This is a genomic window from Paenibacillus sp. J31P13 (assembly GCF_056269295.1).
The window spans coordinates 462007-478810 of the sequence record NZ_JBWDNR010000003.1 but is presented as its reverse complement, the minus strand read 5'-3'; the positions used below and the strand labels follow the sequence as shown (position 1 = coordinate 478810).

Sequence of the window (16804 nt, the reverse complement as noted above, 5' to 3'; positions counted from 1 at the left end):
AATGAGGTTAAAAAAGGATTGAAATCTTTAATCCAGCTTCGGATCAAGCGCGTCGCGCAAACCGTCGCCAAGGAAGTTGAATGAGAGCACGAGCGCGATAATGGCAAGTCCCGGATAGACAGCCGTGAAGGCATGCGTCTCCAGATAGGCGCTTCCGAGCTTTAAAATATTGCCCCACTCCGGAATATGAGGCTCTACGCCAAGCCCTAAATAGCTCAAGCTGCTGGTCGATATGACCGCGGTACCAATCGTCAGCGTAGATTTTACAATCATCGGCGCGATGGAGTTAGGTACAATATGCTTGAACAAAATAGTCCGGTCGCTTGAGCCGAAAGCTCTTGCTGCCTGCACATATTCAAGAGTGGATACGAGCATGACATTAGCTCTCATTGTTCGGGCATAAGTCGGGATCGCGCCTACGCTGAGTGCCAAAATTAAATTGACAGTACTTGCACCAAATGCCGCGATAATAGCAATGGCAAGCAGAATGCCAGGTATCGCATAGAGGATATCTAATATTCTCATAATAATATTGTCCGTGTGCCGCCCATAATAACCGGAGACTGCACCCAGAACTCCCCCAATCAGGACGGGTATGAGCGTTGACAACAAGCCGACAGCCAATGAAATGCGTGCGCCGAAGACGATACGCGAGAATAGGTCTCTTCCGAAGTTATCCGTTCCGAGCGGGTAGGCCAGCTCCGGAGATTGAAGAATTAAGCTGTAATTGTTCTCGATCGCAAGCCCGTAATCAAAGGTCAGATAACTGGTTATGGACAACGTAAGCAGGAACAGGATAAAGAGCAGTCCCAGCATGGAAGTCGAGCTTCTGGACAGTCGCTCCACGACTTCCCCCAGCTTGGAGCCGGATGAATAGCCCTTGTCCCGGAGCTTGGCAATCAGCAATATCCCAAGGAATAAAGCGAACAAGTTGCCTGATACCGCAGTTAAAATAAGGATGCCGGCAACGATTCCCATCCAGCGTGGCATAACCGCTTTCTCCGCGTACTTGGCAACAAGGAGCAATGCTACGAGTTGCAGGAGCGCGGCAACAATCAGCAGAAACATGCCTATCATGAACCCGTTAGCCACATATGGCTTGAACAGGTTGAGGGCAGACACGGAGAATACAAGCAAGGTCGTAAGCAGCGAATAAACAGCCAGCGTATACGCCGCGCTTTTCTTCTCTTTAATGAGCTGGAACGCCACGGTTGCCACGAACACATTCGCGGTTAGAATGCTTAATAGCAGTACATAACCAAGCATCCTTGTGGAACGTCTAATTGCGCCAAAACGGATAAGATCACTTCGAATGAGCGCCCAAACCGCCAGCTCAAGCAGCGCGAAAGCAAAATATGCGATGCTGGCAATCAGTACTGCAGGCTTAAATGTCCCGTCGCCGGGAACATAACTGTTTAGCAGAAGTACAAGCCCTAGAGCCAGTGATACGATGCCGGCGAAGCTCGCCTGACCGTATTCTTGGCTGGATTTCAACCTGAACCTGACTTCTTGCTTGGTGATTGTAGGATTCTTCAAGAGTAGCACCTGCTTTAGTATTGTTTCATTTTCGAACGGATTCTAGGATCAAAAAACGCATACATCAAGTCGACGATAACATTCACGATCGAGATGGTAATCGCTGTATAGACGACTCCACCCATCACGCTAGGAATGTCAGGAATGAACTGCTTATCTACGATATAACTGCCTATACCGCTAATATTGAATACTTTCTCCGTAACTGCTGCTCCACCGAGCATACCGCCGAACTGCAAGCCGATAACCGTGATAATAGGGATTAGCGCGTTGCCTACGGCATGCTTCCATATGACATGTCTTCGGGCAAGCCCTTTTGCTCTTGCGGTTGTAATGTAATCCTCATGGATAACTTCCAACGTCGATGAACGGGTCATACGGGCTACGGCGGCCGTTAGTCCCGTACCCAGAACGACGATCGGCATAATTGCGGACAGCCAGTTCTCGGGATTATACGTTGCAGGCAGCCATGGAAGCTTAATTGAGAAATTCAAAATAAAAATAAGTGCCTGCCAGAAATTCGGGATCGACAATCCCAGCAAGGCGATAAACATAAAGGTATAATCAAAAAAGGAATTGGGCCTCGTTGCCGAAACAATGCCGATTGGCAATGCGATCAATACAGCAATCAGAGTCGAGATAGCCGTTAACGTTAGCGTCACCGGAAATTTATTCGCGATAGCTGCAGTAACGTTCTCGTTGCCTGCGAAAGACTTGCCTAGATCAAAAGTAAATATGCCTTTTATCGTGTCCCATAATTGGACAAGATAAGGTTGATCCAATCCGTACAGATGATTGAACGCTGCGATCTGCTCGGCGGTTGCTGTCTCTCCTAATAGATTAGCCGCTGGATTCATCGGCGATATATATAGGATCGTAAAAACGAGAAACGCAACTCCCAAAATGACGAAAAGAGACATTACCATTCGTTCCACTACGTATTTCAAGTAAGGCATAGAATAAATGGCCATCACTACATACATTGGAAAGCCGATAATTAGTGATAGTGTGAAGAAGACTGGATTCAAAGCTAACGCATGGTACGTATCGCCAAACGAAAACTTCAGCCCATTCTTTCCGTCAAGCTGTTTCTCCAGCTCACGGTTGAACCTATCATTGAATTTGATCTCAGCCATCCGGTTTGCTTCCAGTTCGGTCTGCTCTGCGCTGACCGTTTGTCCGAAGAAACGATGCTTACGGATTAGCTGCTCTTTAGCCTCCGTCTGCAACTTATCTCGGTACCCTGTAGCAAGGAGCTTATGTCTCGTCTCCTCAGCGATAGCTTTGTATCCATACTTGGATTTTCGATATTGATGAACGCCATACACGATGGCAGATATAGGTGCTCCTAACAGCAATATAAGCAGACTGTAGGTCGGATGTAATAACATTTTGCGGTAGATGGCGGCGATATGATCAACAAAGCCATTACCCGTTGCAGTTGCATGCCCTTTCAAGCTAGTCCGCTTCCTTTCATTCTATAAATTTTAAATTGCATTAATCCGATCAATATAGTAGATTTTATTTTAAGGAATGGAATATGTCAATAACTTATAACCGTTACTTACTTTTTTTCATTATACATGATATAAGAAGTATGAGGTATAAATAATCATCACCATTCACATTTAAGTATTCCTAATATTGGAAAAACACAGAATTGCAGGTGCACATATATGGATACATTATTGCAAGTTAATGATTTATCGGTTTCTTTTTTCACTCGTAACAAAGAAATAGAAGCAGTCCGTCACGTCAGCTTTGAAATTCGTAAAGGCGAGACGCTGGGTATCGTAGGTGAATCCGGTAGCGGAAAAAGCGTTACAGCACGTACGATTATGAGACTCCTCCCTTCTCCTCCTTCCATAGTGAAGAATGGCGAGGTGCTTTTTCAGGGTCAAAATCTAGCCTTTAAAACCGACAAAGAAATGGAAGCCATTCGCGGGAAGGATATCGGTATGATCTTCCAAGATCCCATGTCCTCCCTTAATCCGACGATGCGGATCGGCAACCAAATTGAAGAAAGCTTGATCAAGCATCGAAAGCTGGACAAGAAGCAGGCCCGTACGGAAGCAATTGAGATGCTGAAGCTCGTAGGCATTCCGAACAGCGAAGCCCGCTATCATCAGTATCCTCATGAGTTCTCTGGCGGGATGCGTCAGCGGGTCATGATTGCCATTGCTCTGGCGTGCCGTCCTTCTCTGCTTATTGCGGATGAGCCTACGACGTCGCTTGACGTGACCATACAGGCACAGATCCTGAACCAGATGAAGGATATACAGAAACAGCTAGGTACCTCCATTATTTTAATTACGCATGACCTCGGCGTCGTGGCAGGCATGTGTGACCGTGTCGTCGTGATGAAGGATGGAGAAATCGTCGAGACTGGGACTACGGAGCAAATTTTCGCAAATCCGCAGCATCCTTACACTGTTAAGCTTCTCCATGCATTGCCTCGTTTAGACGAGAAGAAAAAAATCAAGCCAGTGCCTGCAATTGTTCAGCGGGAAGAGGGCGTGCCTCTGCTGCAGGTTCGCTCTTTGAAGCAATATTTTGATATGGGAAAAGGACAGATTGTTAAGGCGGTTAATGATATCAGCTTCGATATTCAGGCAGGAGAAACGCTTGGCGTGGTAGGAGAATCAGGCAGCGGAAAGTCGACGACCGGCCGTACGATTCTTCGCTTAAATGAACCTACAGGCGGCGAGGTGCTGTTCAAAGGGATACCGCTCCATCAATTAAACCGCTCGGAGATGAAGACGATGAGGCGGCATATGGGAATGATCTTCCAGGATCCGTACGCATCCTTGAACCCTAGACTTCGCATCATTGATATTATCGGTGAAGCGCTTGACGTGCATGAAATAGCTACTTCCAAGAAAGAACGTCAGAGACGTGTCGAGGAGCTGCTTGAGATGGTTGGACTAGACCCGTCTCATGCTATGCGGTACCCGCATGAGTTTTCCGGCGGCCAAAGGCAGCGGATCGGCATTGCGCGGACGCTGGCCGTGGAGCCTGAATTTATCGTATGCGACGAGCCGTTGTCCGCCCTCGACGTTTCGATTCAATCCCAGATCGTGAAGCTGCTTGAGGAACTGCAGCAGAGGCTTGGGCTGACATACCTGTTCATCGCCCATGATTTATCGATGGTGAAGCATATTAGCGACCGCGTCGCGGTAATGTACAAAGGGAAGATCGTGGAGCTCGCCGAAAGCGAGGAGCTTTACACCAACCCGATCCATGCCTATACCAAGTCGCTGCTTGCGGCTATCCCGGTACCTGATCCCAAGGTTGAATCGCAGAAGAAGCTAGTGTTGCATGAAGAAGCTTCCAAAGCCGATCCCTACGGTCTTGAGCGCTCCGAATTCGTGGAAGTGAAAAAAGGCCATTGGGTAGCTATTGCTACCGACTAAGCCTGTATAGCAATGAAAAAACCGTGACCCGTAAGATGAATCATCTTGCGGGTCACGGTTTTTTCAGGCTGGAAATCGAAACTACATTCATTATTACTCATCCAATTTCGTTCTTAATGCCGTTATCAAGTTACCCATTAAATGGATTTATCATCGCTGTCCATAATCGAACCGAAACCGCCCTAATTATGTCCAGATTGTGAATTTTGTAAAATTAAGCCTTTTATTATACCATAAAATTACATAAAAATCAAGTATTGTTTCATTCAATGCCTTAATGCTAAAACAGATATGAGGTGAAAAATAATGGAAAATAAAAGTTTAACTGCGCTCGTCAGTGCGTTCTCAAGAGCGTATCACGCCAAGCATAATGGGATCAAAATTTTTGATGATCTACTCGCCAGACAACTACTAACCGATGAAGAATACGAGAATATTGCCAACAATATGTCACAGGCAATTGCTTTCTTCCATCCAGAATTTGTTGGTTCACAAGAGCAAGCACTGCGTAGAATCGTTGACCAACAATTGTCTCCATCCCCACTTGGTAGAGCTGCATTTGCCGAAAAAACACTTGCACTTGCCACCACGCTTGGCGCCAGACAATATCTCATTTTTGCTGCTGGTTACGACACCTTCGCTTACCGCCAGCCGAAGTGGGCAACGAAGCTGCAAATCTTTGAAATCGATCATCCTGCTACTGCAGCCGACAAACGCAGACGTGTATCGGCTCTGCACATGGACGCGCCATCAAATCTGCACTACATTTCTGCCGACTTTCGCGAACAGGATTGGCAGGACCCTATGCTGGCCTGCCCCTCTTTTGACCCAAGTTTAATCAGCTTTAGCAGCTTGCTGGGAATCAGCTATTATTTGCCTAAGGATGTGTTTAAGCATTTCTTGTCCGTCATTGCCTCACTACTCCCGAGCGGCAGCAGTATTGTCTTTGATTACCCCGATGAGCATACATTCACCTCGCAAGCAGGTGAACGGACACAGAAGCAAGTGATGATGGCCGCGCGGGCGGGCGAACCTATGCAGGCAAGCTATGCCTATTCGGAGCTTGAGCAGATGTTGGAAGAAGTTAACCTGCTTGTCTATCAGCATTTGACTCCTGCGGAAATTACCCTACAACTGTTTCAAGCCTACAACGACAGTCAGCCCGCACATAAAATAACAGCATTCGATAATGTAAATTATTGCTTAGCGGTTAAAAAATAAATTCACTCAGTCCCGCTTACCGTATCGAATACATTAATCTATCGTCAACCACAACAACGTAAAAATCTTGTGACATTCACCGATATGCCGAATAGCTTAATTGGAAGGCATAAAAACTGTTCACAAGGAGAATAAATCATGGGGAATAACGCAAAGCTTTGGAAACCCTCATTCAAGAGTAACACCAGGTTAAATAACTCCAAACGTCTTCCAAAAGGCCCCTTTAATTTATTTGCACGCTTTATAGCGTAAGGTGACATAATATGCTAAGCAGAGCTCATGCTCTATGCTATTTGAAGTGTAGATTTACGGTCGTATGAAGAGGTTAACCAGTCAAAGCTGGTTGACTTCTTTATTTTGCGAGCAATTAGATGTAGATGAGAAGGGCCGGGAACCTCCTCACTGGAGAGACTCCCGGCCCTTTCTGTTCGTAAGACAGATTATTTCAGCAAACGTGTATGGTCATAGGAGAGTCCGTAAGAACAGCGATGAGTGCCGAATTGCGAGTTATAGGACTTAGGGAACTCACGGCTGCCGTCACATCCTTCCAAACCAAAAAGAGACTCTGCTTTTGTCTCATGTCTTCGGCGGTCCGATCAGCATTTGCAGCTGCTAGATTGATATTATATTCGCAAATACCAAGTTAACCCATAGGTTATATTAGATACTAACATGATCAACGCAGGTCGTCAATTATAATAGATCGTTTTTCCTATGAAATGAGTGTTGATTTAACATTGATTTGAAGCATAAAAAAATACATCGTCCAGGGCATACGACCCACCTGGCGATGTATTCCTATCTAACATATTGCTTGCCACCCAAACCTTCTCCTAAATCCCCGTTGTGCCCGATCCCTAAACACTCGAAATTCGCCGCAGGAGTCGTAGGCTTCATTTCGTGTACAGAGCGATGAGGTCAATTTCGGATTTAAAAGACAGGTGTTTGGTTCAGCCTCAGCTCTTCTTCTGTAGTCAGGCCGTCCTTTAGCCCTTGTTGGCGTAATGCCAAGTAAAGCTCTGCCTTCGTGGCATTGATATATGGCATCACAAACAGGACGCCGACGAAGCATAACATTAGGCCTAGAATGATCCAGCCGAGGAAGCTTAGATCAAGCACGAATATGCGGAATTTATGTCCCCGCGTCATTTGGTTGCTTAAGTCCACCGCGCGTCTATACCCAATGTTGGGGTTGTCCGCCAAAATAAACGGCACCATGCTGTATGCGTAGGATTTCACGATTCCCGGGATGATAAGGAGCAGAAACCATAAGAAATTCAGAAATCCTCTCCACAACATTGCTTTCACGATATCCAAATACCTTTGCTTGTTAAAAGCATAACCTAAATGGTTTAGGTTCACCTCATGCTCCGCAGATTGCTTGAAGTAACGCATTGAACCGACCTCAAGGGGAAAACAGAGAAAGATACGAAACGCAAGTGCAAACAAAAAAATTACAATAAATACGATTATCGCGATAGCAAAAAAAGGTGCTAAAAACTCCCAATCCCAATTTATACCGGAGTTGCCGGAAGTACCTGAAGAACCAGATGATCCAAAGTTAAAAGTCGGAGGACTGCCGCCTCCAGTAATAAATGCCAATATAATACTTACCAAAAATGCCTTCCAGTATGATGTCCGCAGCACCTCCTTGGCTTTTCGTTTCAGATCTTTACGATCCCACATCGCTATCCCTCTCTCCATTAGTACTTTGTTTTTCATCTTACAATAGATACCATATTTAATATAGTACGATATGCAATGAATCATTCCATTCTCGGATGATTGTACGGTTGTTAGGCAAATTGTTGACGATACCGTCAGCATTGTCAGCGTGCTATTTTTTTAAGCGACTGCATGTTTAGTTCACGTTAACTGTAAGCATAAAAAACACATCGCCCAAGGCTAGTTATTCCATAGACGATGTATCCAAATAATTATTCAATTATCACATCAAAATTCAAGCTTTTTCCGGTGTGACCTTCAAACTGACTTGATTGCCTTGGATAGTTAAAGCCCCTTCATAATATCCTCTGTCGCAGCCGCTTGCTTTACATTTGCACTTATAATCTCCTGAGCAGCCGCATACATAAAATTGCGTGTTAGCAAAACCTTTAAAGATGCCTGTCTTCTTCTGGAAGAACGTGTGGGCATGATGCGTAAATATGCCCAGCACTTTGTCCCTCACATTTGTAGGAATGGCATTGAAAAAATTCTCCGTTTCCTGCATGCTTACGACATGAGACGGATCGACGTTGATCCCGTTAACCTTCAGAGGCCAATGACAATCAATAATATAATAATATTGAGGTGTCAATGTTTTGAGAAGGCTTATGCTTGCATAGCTGAATTTGCCTGAAGCGTTGTCCAGCCAAACGTACTTTACCTTCCCTTGCGTACCTGGAAAATCAATGATGCCCAGTACGTCGTTCAAATATTGTGGAAACAGCTGCCGCGTACTCTCTTCCCAGTTTCCGATGGAAGCCCGATACGGGATATTCTTCGGCCCCAATACGTTCGTCACGGCATCTTTAAAGTTTTGATAGTCCGTTTGCGCTTGAGCTCCCACCGATCCATGCTTATTATCTCCACCGAATATGACGAACCGTTTATCCCCTGATTTTACCGCCTTTGGCAACAACCCTTTTAACACATTTAAACTGTTCCCGTATCCAACGTGACTGTCTCCAATCACGGCAAAGTTGACGATCTTCGCAGCAACTGCGTTTAATTTCTGCGGTATGATCATAACCTTAACTTTTTTTGAAAGCCATGGTTTTGGTATTTTCATGAAGGACGTCCTCTCCAATATGTCTATCCGACATATATATTCCGTAAGGCTTGGTCATGAAAATAAAAACCACTGAATTCTTCAGAATACAAGTACAAGTCTTGAATCTGTTATGAAGATGGTTGTTATTTAAACTAATTTAGAATCAACATACTTAAATTGATAACTTCAACGTGAAACAAGAATGCAAAATTCAAGATTTTGGCTTGCCGCGAGCGAAAAAACACTGCAAAAAAAATAAATCGCCACAGGCAATAAGCCTGTATGGCGATTTATTTGTTAATGCGGGAAGCACTACTTATATTCTCGTCAAAGTGTACACTTTGCTTTTCGAGTCATAGCTCACTTTATAGTTGGCTTCGTTATATCTGATCCCCAGAAACTTCGGATTCGTATCCACGTTATTATTCGTCACGGCAAACTTGATCGTCTTTGGACGTGAGCCGGCATTATCGATCGTTCGCAACAAGAATACCCGATACTCTTCCGTAGACTTCAGCTTCATGCCGTCTACTGCAGGATATGTATTTATATCCGGATATCCGAAGCCGTCCCATTCGCGGGTGTTCATCATGAAATTAGCGTCCTTCAGATAATAGGTATAATCGATGTTTTTCTTCCCGTCAGCTAATGTCGCGTCCAGATAACGCCATTTGCCATTCACGTACACCATATTCCATGCGTGCCGTCCAACAAAGGAGTGTCCATCTAATGGGATATCCGGTATGTTAGCTCTGATTGCTAAATAGTGAAAAAGCGCCGTATAGTGCGCGCACACCCCTCTGCCCGTGTTGATCGCTTCCAACGCGTTCTCACCTGAGAGGAGACTCGTGCCTTTTGAGTATGTGATGTGAGTGACGACGTAGTCGAAAATGGCTTTGACCTTCTGCTCGTCTGTCATGTTCGGCTTAATAATTTTCTTCAGAATCGGGTCAAGCTTCTCGTACAGTTTCTTATGAACGGTGTCCGGCTGCGCCGTCATAATAGGCTTTTCGTCTGCTTTAAGCACTCGCGCTTCCGCTGTATAGCCTTCACCGTTCCAGCCTTCATAGACATACGTGCCATACAGCACTTTGGATTGACGAAACCGAACGTTGGTCAAGCCGCTCTTAAACGTGAATTTGACCTCGGCATCCGGCGCCCATAGTTCCAGAATAGCAAATCCGATGTCTACTCTTTGGTAAGCACTTCTCGACAGCTTTACCCCTTGCGTTATGTCATCAAGATGGTAGGTGATATATTCAATCGCATCCGCATTAGACTCAAAATCCAAATAAGCGTAGTTAGATCCTACCGTAACATGCGACTTGTAGATTGCCCCATTTAGCGGAAGAATTCCTCTAATATTGTTCGATCTAAATTGCTCTGCACCCGATTCGGCTTGTTTGCGTGTGAATGGCTTTGTAGGCTCGAAATTGCCATTGATCACATTCATAACGCTGCGGTTAAGCACGTTCGACACAGCATGGAAATCCTCCGGCTTGATGCTTCCGAAATCACTCGTTGTCACCTTATTTTTAAGTGCGTAGATTACGCTTCTCGAAATTCTCTTCGCCGCCTCGGTCCGCGTCATCGTCTGATCAAGCTCACTAAGATCATCAATAAAGCCATAGAGAAACGCTTCTTTCAAATAGTTCGGAGTATCTTCGGTGAAACCTTTGTAATCGATCGTATACCACTCTTTCGGCTTGCTATCTCCGTAATAAAGCTGTGCTAACTCATCTACCGTAATCCCCTTCTCAGGCGCAGATTCTGCAATTGGAGCAAGCAGAGGCAACGATAATAACAGGCACAGCATAACGGACAAAATTTTTCTAGCCATTTTAATATCCTCCATTTGACGACATGATTCGACTCTAATAGCATCATTGTATCAACTATGGAAAATATTGACTATACTTATTTTTTGGAATCTACGTCTCAGCTGGTAGTTTTACTTACTAGTGATTTACAACTTTTCTTTTTTAATAATATTTTAAATCTGCGCTATTTTCATTCAATTGGAACGAACTGCGAAATGCATAAGTCATGCTTATTAGCCTTAGAGGCTTAGGCCAATACCTGTAAAATATCATCGATTTTCTTACCATTGGAAATAACTCCGTCATTCATCCATGTCAAAAAATCCACTTCATAAGCATGATTGTTCCTCACAGCCGGCAAAGTACGCCATGCGGGATGCTGCAACAGGCTTCTTTCCGTCCCTTCGGCTTGGCTATGCCACTTATCAAATGTGATAAACAAATGGTCCGCGGAAAGAGTAGACAGCTCTTCCACCGTCAGCTTTGTCATTCTTTCTTGAGCTATTCCAGCTCTTGCCTCACCTCTGGAACACGGACTGAGGCCTAGATCTTCATATAAGACCGCTGTCGCAAATCCCCTGCCCTTATCGGTATATTGGTGAATACAATCAGCTGAAATACGCAAAAAAGCGACCGTCTCTCCATTCATGGAATGACTCAGCTTCTGACGAGCCAACTTCGCTTTCTCCTCATACATGGCAATGGCCTCTTCAGCCCGCTCCAATCGTCCGAAATAATTACCCACCGTGCGCAGCAATGTCCGCCAGTTATCCCTAAGCTCCGGGAGAACACAGGTGCTCGATATACGGCGGCATTGCGAGTATTGATTCTTATGATATTGCTCCCGAAGCACAATAAAATCTGGCTTATAGCTGGAAAGCACCTCGAAATCGCCGCTCATATCGTCAAAAGTCGGGATATCATGCAAAGCCAAATAATCCTGCTTGCCCCATTTAGCATGAGAATACTGTGCGACAGGTATGATATTCAGCGCGACCATAAAATCCTCCAGATAAGGTGCAAACACTCTTAGTTGCTCTCGATGACTGAGACGGTATTGTCCGGGAGAGATCCCCACCATTTGCTTGAAGCGCCTGTTAAAATAATACTCATTCGTAAACCCGGCATGTTTGGCAATCTCAGCGAGCTTATCCTCGCCTCCGAGAAGCCATTTTTTGGAATGATTAATCCGCACATCATTCAAAAACTGCAGCGGCACCACTCCAGTAACTTCTTTGAACAATCTGGTGTACTTCCAACGTTCCATTTTGGCTATAGTAGCAAGCTCCTCTACCGTCAGCACGTCTCGGTAATGCTGCTCGATATGTCGGATAGACTGCTCTACCCCCTGCTGCTCGGTCGCGCCAATCACACCGCTCTCATCTGAACCGTTGGAATTCTGGCTAAACAACAGAAGCAACAGCTCTTGAAAGCGAACATAACAGTGAAACAACTGTAGTTCCTCCCTGGCATGACGACCAGCATATATATCCTCCAGCAGCTCGAGTACTTTAACAAATGGGGAACAAGATAGATCAGGCTTTGTCGGTAGCAGACTCCAAGCCAGAGCAGCTTTGCCGGATTCCTGATCTGGGATTAGTGTGAACTCCAACTGATAATAGCTGCAGCCATGTTGATCCGACTGAATAGATATAGCCTTCCCAGGCTCTACGATCCAGCATTTCCCCTGTCCAAAGGTTCGTTCCTCCTGATCAATACCCAATCGCCCGACGCCTCTCGTAAAAATCAGCAGCGTGAAGCAGCCTGTACTTTGCTCATCATGAGTGAGCTGCTGCAAGGCATGGATGTGCTGAATCGCATGCATCCTATAAAAGGCGGCGGGTGCTGTTGATACGAGCTTGGTATCTTGTTGTTCCATGTGTATAAGCACACTCCAATCCAGATAATCTTCCGCACTTATAATCTAAAACCAATAGAGCTGCCCTTCAACTCTCGTTGAAGAAGCTGCCCTATTGGAGAAATCAACAATCTATTGCTAGCATTACGTATTCGATGGAGCGAGAAGACGAAGCAAATCATCCATTTTTTTATAATTCGCCATAATAGCCCCAGTCTGCCAATAAGACCTCTCGACAGGATATACATGTCCTTGCTTAACTGCTGAGACTGTCTTCCACAGTGGATTAGCCAACATGCTCTCCAATGCTTTGGCATTCCCCTCATCTTCCCATGAGCCATTAGATGGAAGCAAAATAATATGATCTGCATCAAGCTCAGGAATGACTTCCAAAGACAACAGTATATTAGGTTCTGTCATGGCCTCCACAAAGGTAGGCGCTTTAAGACCAAGATCTTTATACAAAATTTGACCTATGAAAAAATTCTCGACACCAAAAATATTAATCGATTTATCAACCACATTCATTCGCAATACGACGACCTTTTCTTCCCCTACCGCTGCCTTCAATTTTGTCTTGACTTCAGCAATACGGCTATCATATTCCTGTAGCACCTGAACCCCTTTATCCTGCATGCCGAGAAGATCTGCGATTACGGTTAGTGTTTTTCGCGAATCCGCCAATACATCGCTTGACAGAATGTAGGTAGGCGCTATCTTTTTGTATTGCTCGTACTGGGCTGGTTCCTCGCCTGCCGCAATAATTAAATCAGGCTCAGCAGCGAGCATGCCCTCAATGTTCCCTGTAATATCGAACAGCGGGACATTAAGCTCCAAATAATCCTGTTTGCCCCACATCGGATTAAAATATTGCACAATTGGTGTTACACCCAGCGCTACCAAGAAATCCTCCCGATAAAGCGCGGATATCCGCTTCGGATGGGCAGGAATTTCCACCTCGCCTGATTGATCGACAACCACTCTATTTTCTTCCTGTGTTGCCGCCGCATTCGTCGCTGTATTCGAAGCGTTTGTCTCCGCAGATTGCTTCTCTGCTGCATTTTTTGTGTCGCCGCCTGTTCCGCAGCCTGTTAATATAATTACGGCTGCCAACAGGGAAATCCACCCCGTCTTTAAGAAACCTCGCCAAGCCATGAACCATCCACTCCTATTACAATTATACTTTCAACAATAATGATAATCATTATCAATATGATAGAGTAAATATTACCGTATTACTCCCCCCTAATCAATACACATTCTCGACAAAATTGTTTATACAATCTCTACACAGAAATAGCCGGGTTTATCAGTAAGCCCGCTCTTCTGAATACAACGCAAAGAGTACATCGCTTTATCAGCGATGTACTCCGAGTCGCATACTGTTATAAAACTCAAACCTTCTCTTCATCCCCGGTTGCAACTGGGTTCCCGCTATCAGAAATCCAATCGCTCCAGCTCCCCGCATACAAGCGCACTTTCGTGAAGCCTGCTTCCTGTAGCGCAATAACGTTTGGCGTAGCCGTGACGCCAGAGCCGCAATATACAATCAGATCACCGTTCTTATCCAGATCATCGAACCGATCGGTTTGAGCGGCGACGTCCTTCCATGCGCCGGATTCCGTTAGACTGTCTTTCCAGAAACGATTAATTGCGCCCGGAATGTGGCCTGCGACGCGGTCGATCGGCTCGACCTCGCCGCGGTAGCGAGGAGCTTCACGCGAGTCGATGAGGGTTACTCCCTCGCTGTCCAGCAGCTCCCTAACCTCATCCATTTCCACTAGCATATTGTGCTGCACCGTTGCAAGGTATGTCATAGGCTGCACCACTTCCTTTTCGGTTGCTACAGGCAACCCTTTTTTTGCCCAAGCCGAGAAGCCGTTGTCAAGCACATAGACCTGCTCATGCCCCATATACTTCAGCAGCCACCACAGCCGGGAAGCCATCGCTCCGCCTTGATCATCATAAGCAACCACAATCGAATCGTTGCTTATGCCAGCCCTCGCAAATGTCACCGTCATTGCAAAAATATCCGGAAGCGGATGGCGCCCGCCATGCTCCTCGACCTCGCCAGACAGATCCTTCTCCAAGTTCATATAAACAGCCCCAGGGATATGCGACTCCTCGTACGCTCTGACCCCCGCTTCGGGATCGTCCAATCGAAAACGGCAATCCGCGATGACTAGCTTTGGCTCACCCATTTTCTCCTTCAGCCATTCCAATGACACAATGTTACTCATTCCGACTCGCCTCTTTCGTTCATTTATGTAATCCATTATGGATCCATTAGCCTTAGATCGTTCCGATTGCCTACCTATCTATAGTATATGGTGAGATTCCAATCTTCAATGGAACGTTTCAGCCAATTATAAAAAAAAGGCCGGGAGTCTCTCCACTAAGGAGGCTCCCAGCCTGCAATTCCTAACTAGATCACACCGTTACAATTGCGATCGTTATCATCGTCCCGCACCCAATCTCGCATAGATGCAGCCGGCGGTTGTTATTATTTAATCATCTGAAATACTTGCTCGACATCCTTGTCTCCGCGGCCGGATAGGTTAACGATCAGGATCTTATCCTGATCCATCGTTGGCGCCAGCTTCTTGGCATAGGCAACCGCGTGAGCACTCTCCAGGGCAGGGATAATCCCTTCCGTACGAGAAAGTTCTTGGAACGCTGCCAACACTTCCTCATTGGTAACTGTCGCATATTCGGCGCGCCCCGTCACCTTCAAGTGGCTATGCTCCGGCCCGATGCCCGGATAATCGAGCCCCGCGGCGATCGAATACGTCTTCCGCGGCTCTCCTTCCTCGTCTAGCAGTACCAAGCACTTGAAGCCGTGAATCATGCCCGGAACGCCTTCCGTTAAGGTCGGGGCTTGATCGGGTTCAACACCGATCAGGCGAACGCTCGGCTCGTCGATGTAATGAGCGAATGCTCCAATCGCATTGCTGCCACCGCCCGCACAGGCTACCACCGCATCAGGCAAACGACCTTCCTTCTCCAAAATCTGCTGCTTCGACTCTTCGCTGATAACCGCCTGAAAATGCTTGACCATCGTCGGAAATGGATGCGGACCAACCGCGGAACCGAGCAAATAAAACGTATTTTTATAATTGCGAACTAGATCGCCCAGCGCTTCGTCCACGGCGTCCTTCAGTCGACCCTGCCCTTTATCAACCGGCACGACAGTAGCACCGAGCAGTTCTATCCGGAACACGTTGAGCGCCTGACGGCGCATATCTTCGGCTCCCATATAGATGACGCATTCCATATTAAACATGGCACAAGCCGTTGCCGTAGCAACCCCATGCTGTCCGGCACCAGTCTCGGCGATAATCCGCTTGGCGCCCATTCGCTTGGCGAGCAGAATCTGACCAATAGCGTTGTTGATCTTATGCGCTCCAGTATGATTCAGATCTTCGCGCTTCAAGTAAATTTTGGGTCCTCCCCATGCTTTGGACAGCCGCTCCGCATAAGTCAGCGGGCTCTTGCGGCCAACATATTCACGCAGGTAATAGCTAAGCTCTTCCTGAAAGTCCGGATCGTCTCTGAACTTGTAAAATTGCTCGCTCAAATAGTTTAGCACTTCCTGCAATTCCGGCGGAACGAAGCTGCCTCCGAATTCCCCGAAGTACCCCTCTTGCTGCAACTGTTGGTCCATAAGTAAGCCCTCCATATAATAAAATGGTAATCTATCAAAACTATATTACCATAAATTTCTTTTATATTTTATATAAGCGTTTTGTAATCCGATAGAATGATTACAAATCTGAATGACTAGGTTTCATTCACTAGGCACAGATAAAAACTCCTTGAATCCATAAGATTCAATGAAGAGACTGTGACGAACCTGTTGCCATCATCTTTATGTTTATCAATGACTATGATGATTTCCAAAATGCAATATATTGTTTACATTTTGAAATACATAAATTACAATAATTTCTAACCAGTGACTGGAAAGGGGTTTATATGCTTGTTAACAACGTTCGTGAACTGAGGGCACGCTTCAGATGGTCTCAGCAAGACCTCGCGGATGCCATTGGAGCCACTCGCCAGACTGTAGGGTTAATCGAGAAAGGAGATTACTCCCCTTCGATTACGCTCGCTCTCAAAATTGCCGCAGCTTTCAAGGTGCCCGTTGGAGAAGTTTTTTCTTTAAAGGAGGGAGACAAATAAG

12 protein-coding genes are annotated in these 16804 nt (G+C 45.9%); 3 read left to right on the top strand and 9 right to left on the bottom strand.

What is annotated here, in order from left to right:
- Positions 1-27 precede the first annotated feature (27 nt).
- Positions 28-1536, bottom strand: a complete 1509-nt coding sequence (locus AC0YOD_RS12985; RefSeq protein WP_475799715.1) for an ABC transporter permease — start codon at positions 1534-1536, stop codon at positions 28-30.
- Between the two features lie 14 nt (positions 1537-1550).
- Complete coding sequence (locus AC0YOD_RS12980; RefSeq protein WP_475799714.1) at positions 1551-2993, bottom strand: ABC transporter permease; 1443 nt, start codon at positions 2991-2993, stop codon at positions 1551-1553.
- 219 nt (positions 2994-3212) lie between these two features.
- On the opposite strand from AC0YOD_RS12980, the gene AC0YOD_RS12975 reads away from it, so the two are divergent.
- Positions 3213-4949 carry an ABC transporter ATP-binding protein gene (locus AC0YOD_RS12975; RefSeq protein ID WP_475799713.1) on the top strand — a complete coding sequence of 579 codons (1737 nt, stop codon included), beginning with the start codon at positions 3213-3215 and terminating at the stop codon, positions 4947-4949.
- 306 nt (positions 4950-5255) lie between these two features.
- Positions 5256-6170 carry a class I SAM-dependent methyltransferase gene (locus AC0YOD_RS12970; protein ID WP_475799712.1) on the top strand — a complete coding sequence of 305 codons (915 nt, stop codon included), beginning with the start codon at positions 5256-5258 and terminating at the stop codon, positions 6168-6170.
- 930 nt (positions 6171-7100) lie between these two features.
- Here AC0YOD_RS12970 and AC0YOD_RS12965 read toward each other — a convergent pair.
- The 7 genes from AC0YOD_RS12965 to trpB form a co-directional block, all read right to left on the bottom strand.
- The gene (locus AC0YOD_RS12965) at positions 7101-7856 is read right to left on the bottom strand and encodes a DUF975 family protein (protein ID WP_475799711.1); all 756 of its coding nucleotides are present in this window, start codon (positions 7854-7856) and stop codon (positions 7101-7103) included.
- Between the two features lie 274 nt (positions 7857-8130).
- Complete coding sequence (locus AC0YOD_RS12960) at positions 8131-8961, bottom strand: metallophosphoesterase (RefSeq protein WP_475799710.1); 831 nt, start codon at positions 8959-8961, stop codon at positions 8131-8133.
- 298 nt (positions 8962-9259) lie between these two features.
- Positions 9260-10783 carry a transglutaminase domain-containing protein gene (locus tag AC0YOD_RS12955; RefSeq protein WP_475799709.1) on the bottom strand — a complete coding sequence of 508 codons (1524 nt, stop codon included), beginning with the start codon at positions 10781-10783 and terminating at the stop codon, positions 9260-9262.
- Positions 10784-11010: 227 nt separating this feature from the next.
- The gene (locus AC0YOD_RS12950; protein WP_475799708.1) at positions 11011-12642 is read right to left on the bottom strand and encodes a helix-turn-helix domain-containing protein; all 1632 of its coding nucleotides are present in this window, start codon (positions 12640-12642) and stop codon (positions 11011-11013) included.
- 123 nt (positions 12643-12765) lie between these two features.
- Positions 12766-13776, bottom strand: coding sequence for an ABC transporter substrate-binding protein (locus AC0YOD_RS12945; protein WP_475799707.1), 1011 nt, complete (start codon positions 13774-13776; stop codon positions 12766-12768).
- Between the two features lie 239 nt (positions 13777-14015).
- Complete coding sequence (locus AC0YOD_RS12940; RefSeq protein WP_475799706.1) at positions 14016-14861, bottom strand: sulfurtransferase; 846 nt, start codon at positions 14859-14861, stop codon at positions 14016-14018.
- Between the two features lie 263 nt (positions 14862-15124).
- Positions 15125-16285, bottom strand: a complete 1161-nt coding sequence (trpB, locus tag AC0YOD_RS12935; RefSeq protein WP_475799705.1) for a tryptophan synthase subunit beta — start codon at positions 16283-16285, stop codon at positions 15125-15127.
- A gap of 311 nt (positions 16286-16596) precedes the next feature.
- On the opposite strand from trpB, the gene AC0YOD_RS12930 reads away from it, so the two are divergent.
- Positions 16597-16803 carry a helix-turn-helix transcriptional regulator gene (locus AC0YOD_RS12930; protein ID WP_475799704.1) on the top strand — a complete coding sequence of 69 codons (207 nt, stop codon included), beginning with the start codon at positions 16597-16599 and terminating at the stop codon, positions 16801-16803.
- The last annotated feature ends 1 nt before the right edge of the window (position 16804 follow it).

Bases quoted from the DNA above. Each gene is read 5' to 3' on its own strand.
- AC0YOD_RS12930 (WP_475799704.1), top strand. From the start codon at position 16,597: ATGCTTGTTAACAACGTTCGTGAACTGAGGGCACGCTTCAGATGGTCT.
- trpB (WP_475799705.1), bottom strand. From the start codon at position 16,285: ATGGACCAACAGTTGCAGCAAGAGGGGTACTTCGGGGAATTCGGAGGC.
- AC0YOD_RS12945 (WP_475799707.1), bottom strand. From the start codon at position 13,776: ATGGCTTGGCGAGGTTTCTTAAAGACGGGGTGGATTTCCCTGTTGGCA.
- AC0YOD_RS12970 (WP_475799712.1), top strand. From the start codon at position 5,256: ATGGAAAATAAAAGTTTAACTGCGCTCGTCAGTGCGTTCTCAAGAGCG.
- AC0YOD_RS12965 (WP_475799711.1), bottom strand. From the start codon at position 7,856: ATGTGGGATCGTAAAGATCTGAAACGAAAAGCCAAGGAGGTGCTGCGG.
- AC0YOD_RS12960 (WP_475799710.1), bottom strand. From the start codon at position 8,961: ATGAAAATACCAAAACCATGGCTTTCAAAAAAAGTTAAGGTTATGATC.
- AC0YOD_RS12950 (WP_475799708.1), bottom strand. From the start codon at position 12,642: ATGGAACAACAAGATACCAAGCTCGTATCAACAGCACCCGCCGCCTTT.
- AC0YOD_RS12955 (WP_475799709.1), bottom strand. From the start codon at position 10,783: ATGGCTAGAAAAATTTTGTCCGTTATGCTGTGCCTGTTATTATCGTTG.
- AC0YOD_RS12975 (WP_475799713.1), top strand. From the start codon at position 3,213: ATGGATACATTATTGCAAGTTAATGATTTATCGGTTTCTTTTTTCACT.
- AC0YOD_RS12940 (WP_475799706.1), bottom strand. From the start codon at position 14,861: ATGAGTAACATTGTGTCATTGGAATGGCTGAAGGAGAAAATGGGTGAG.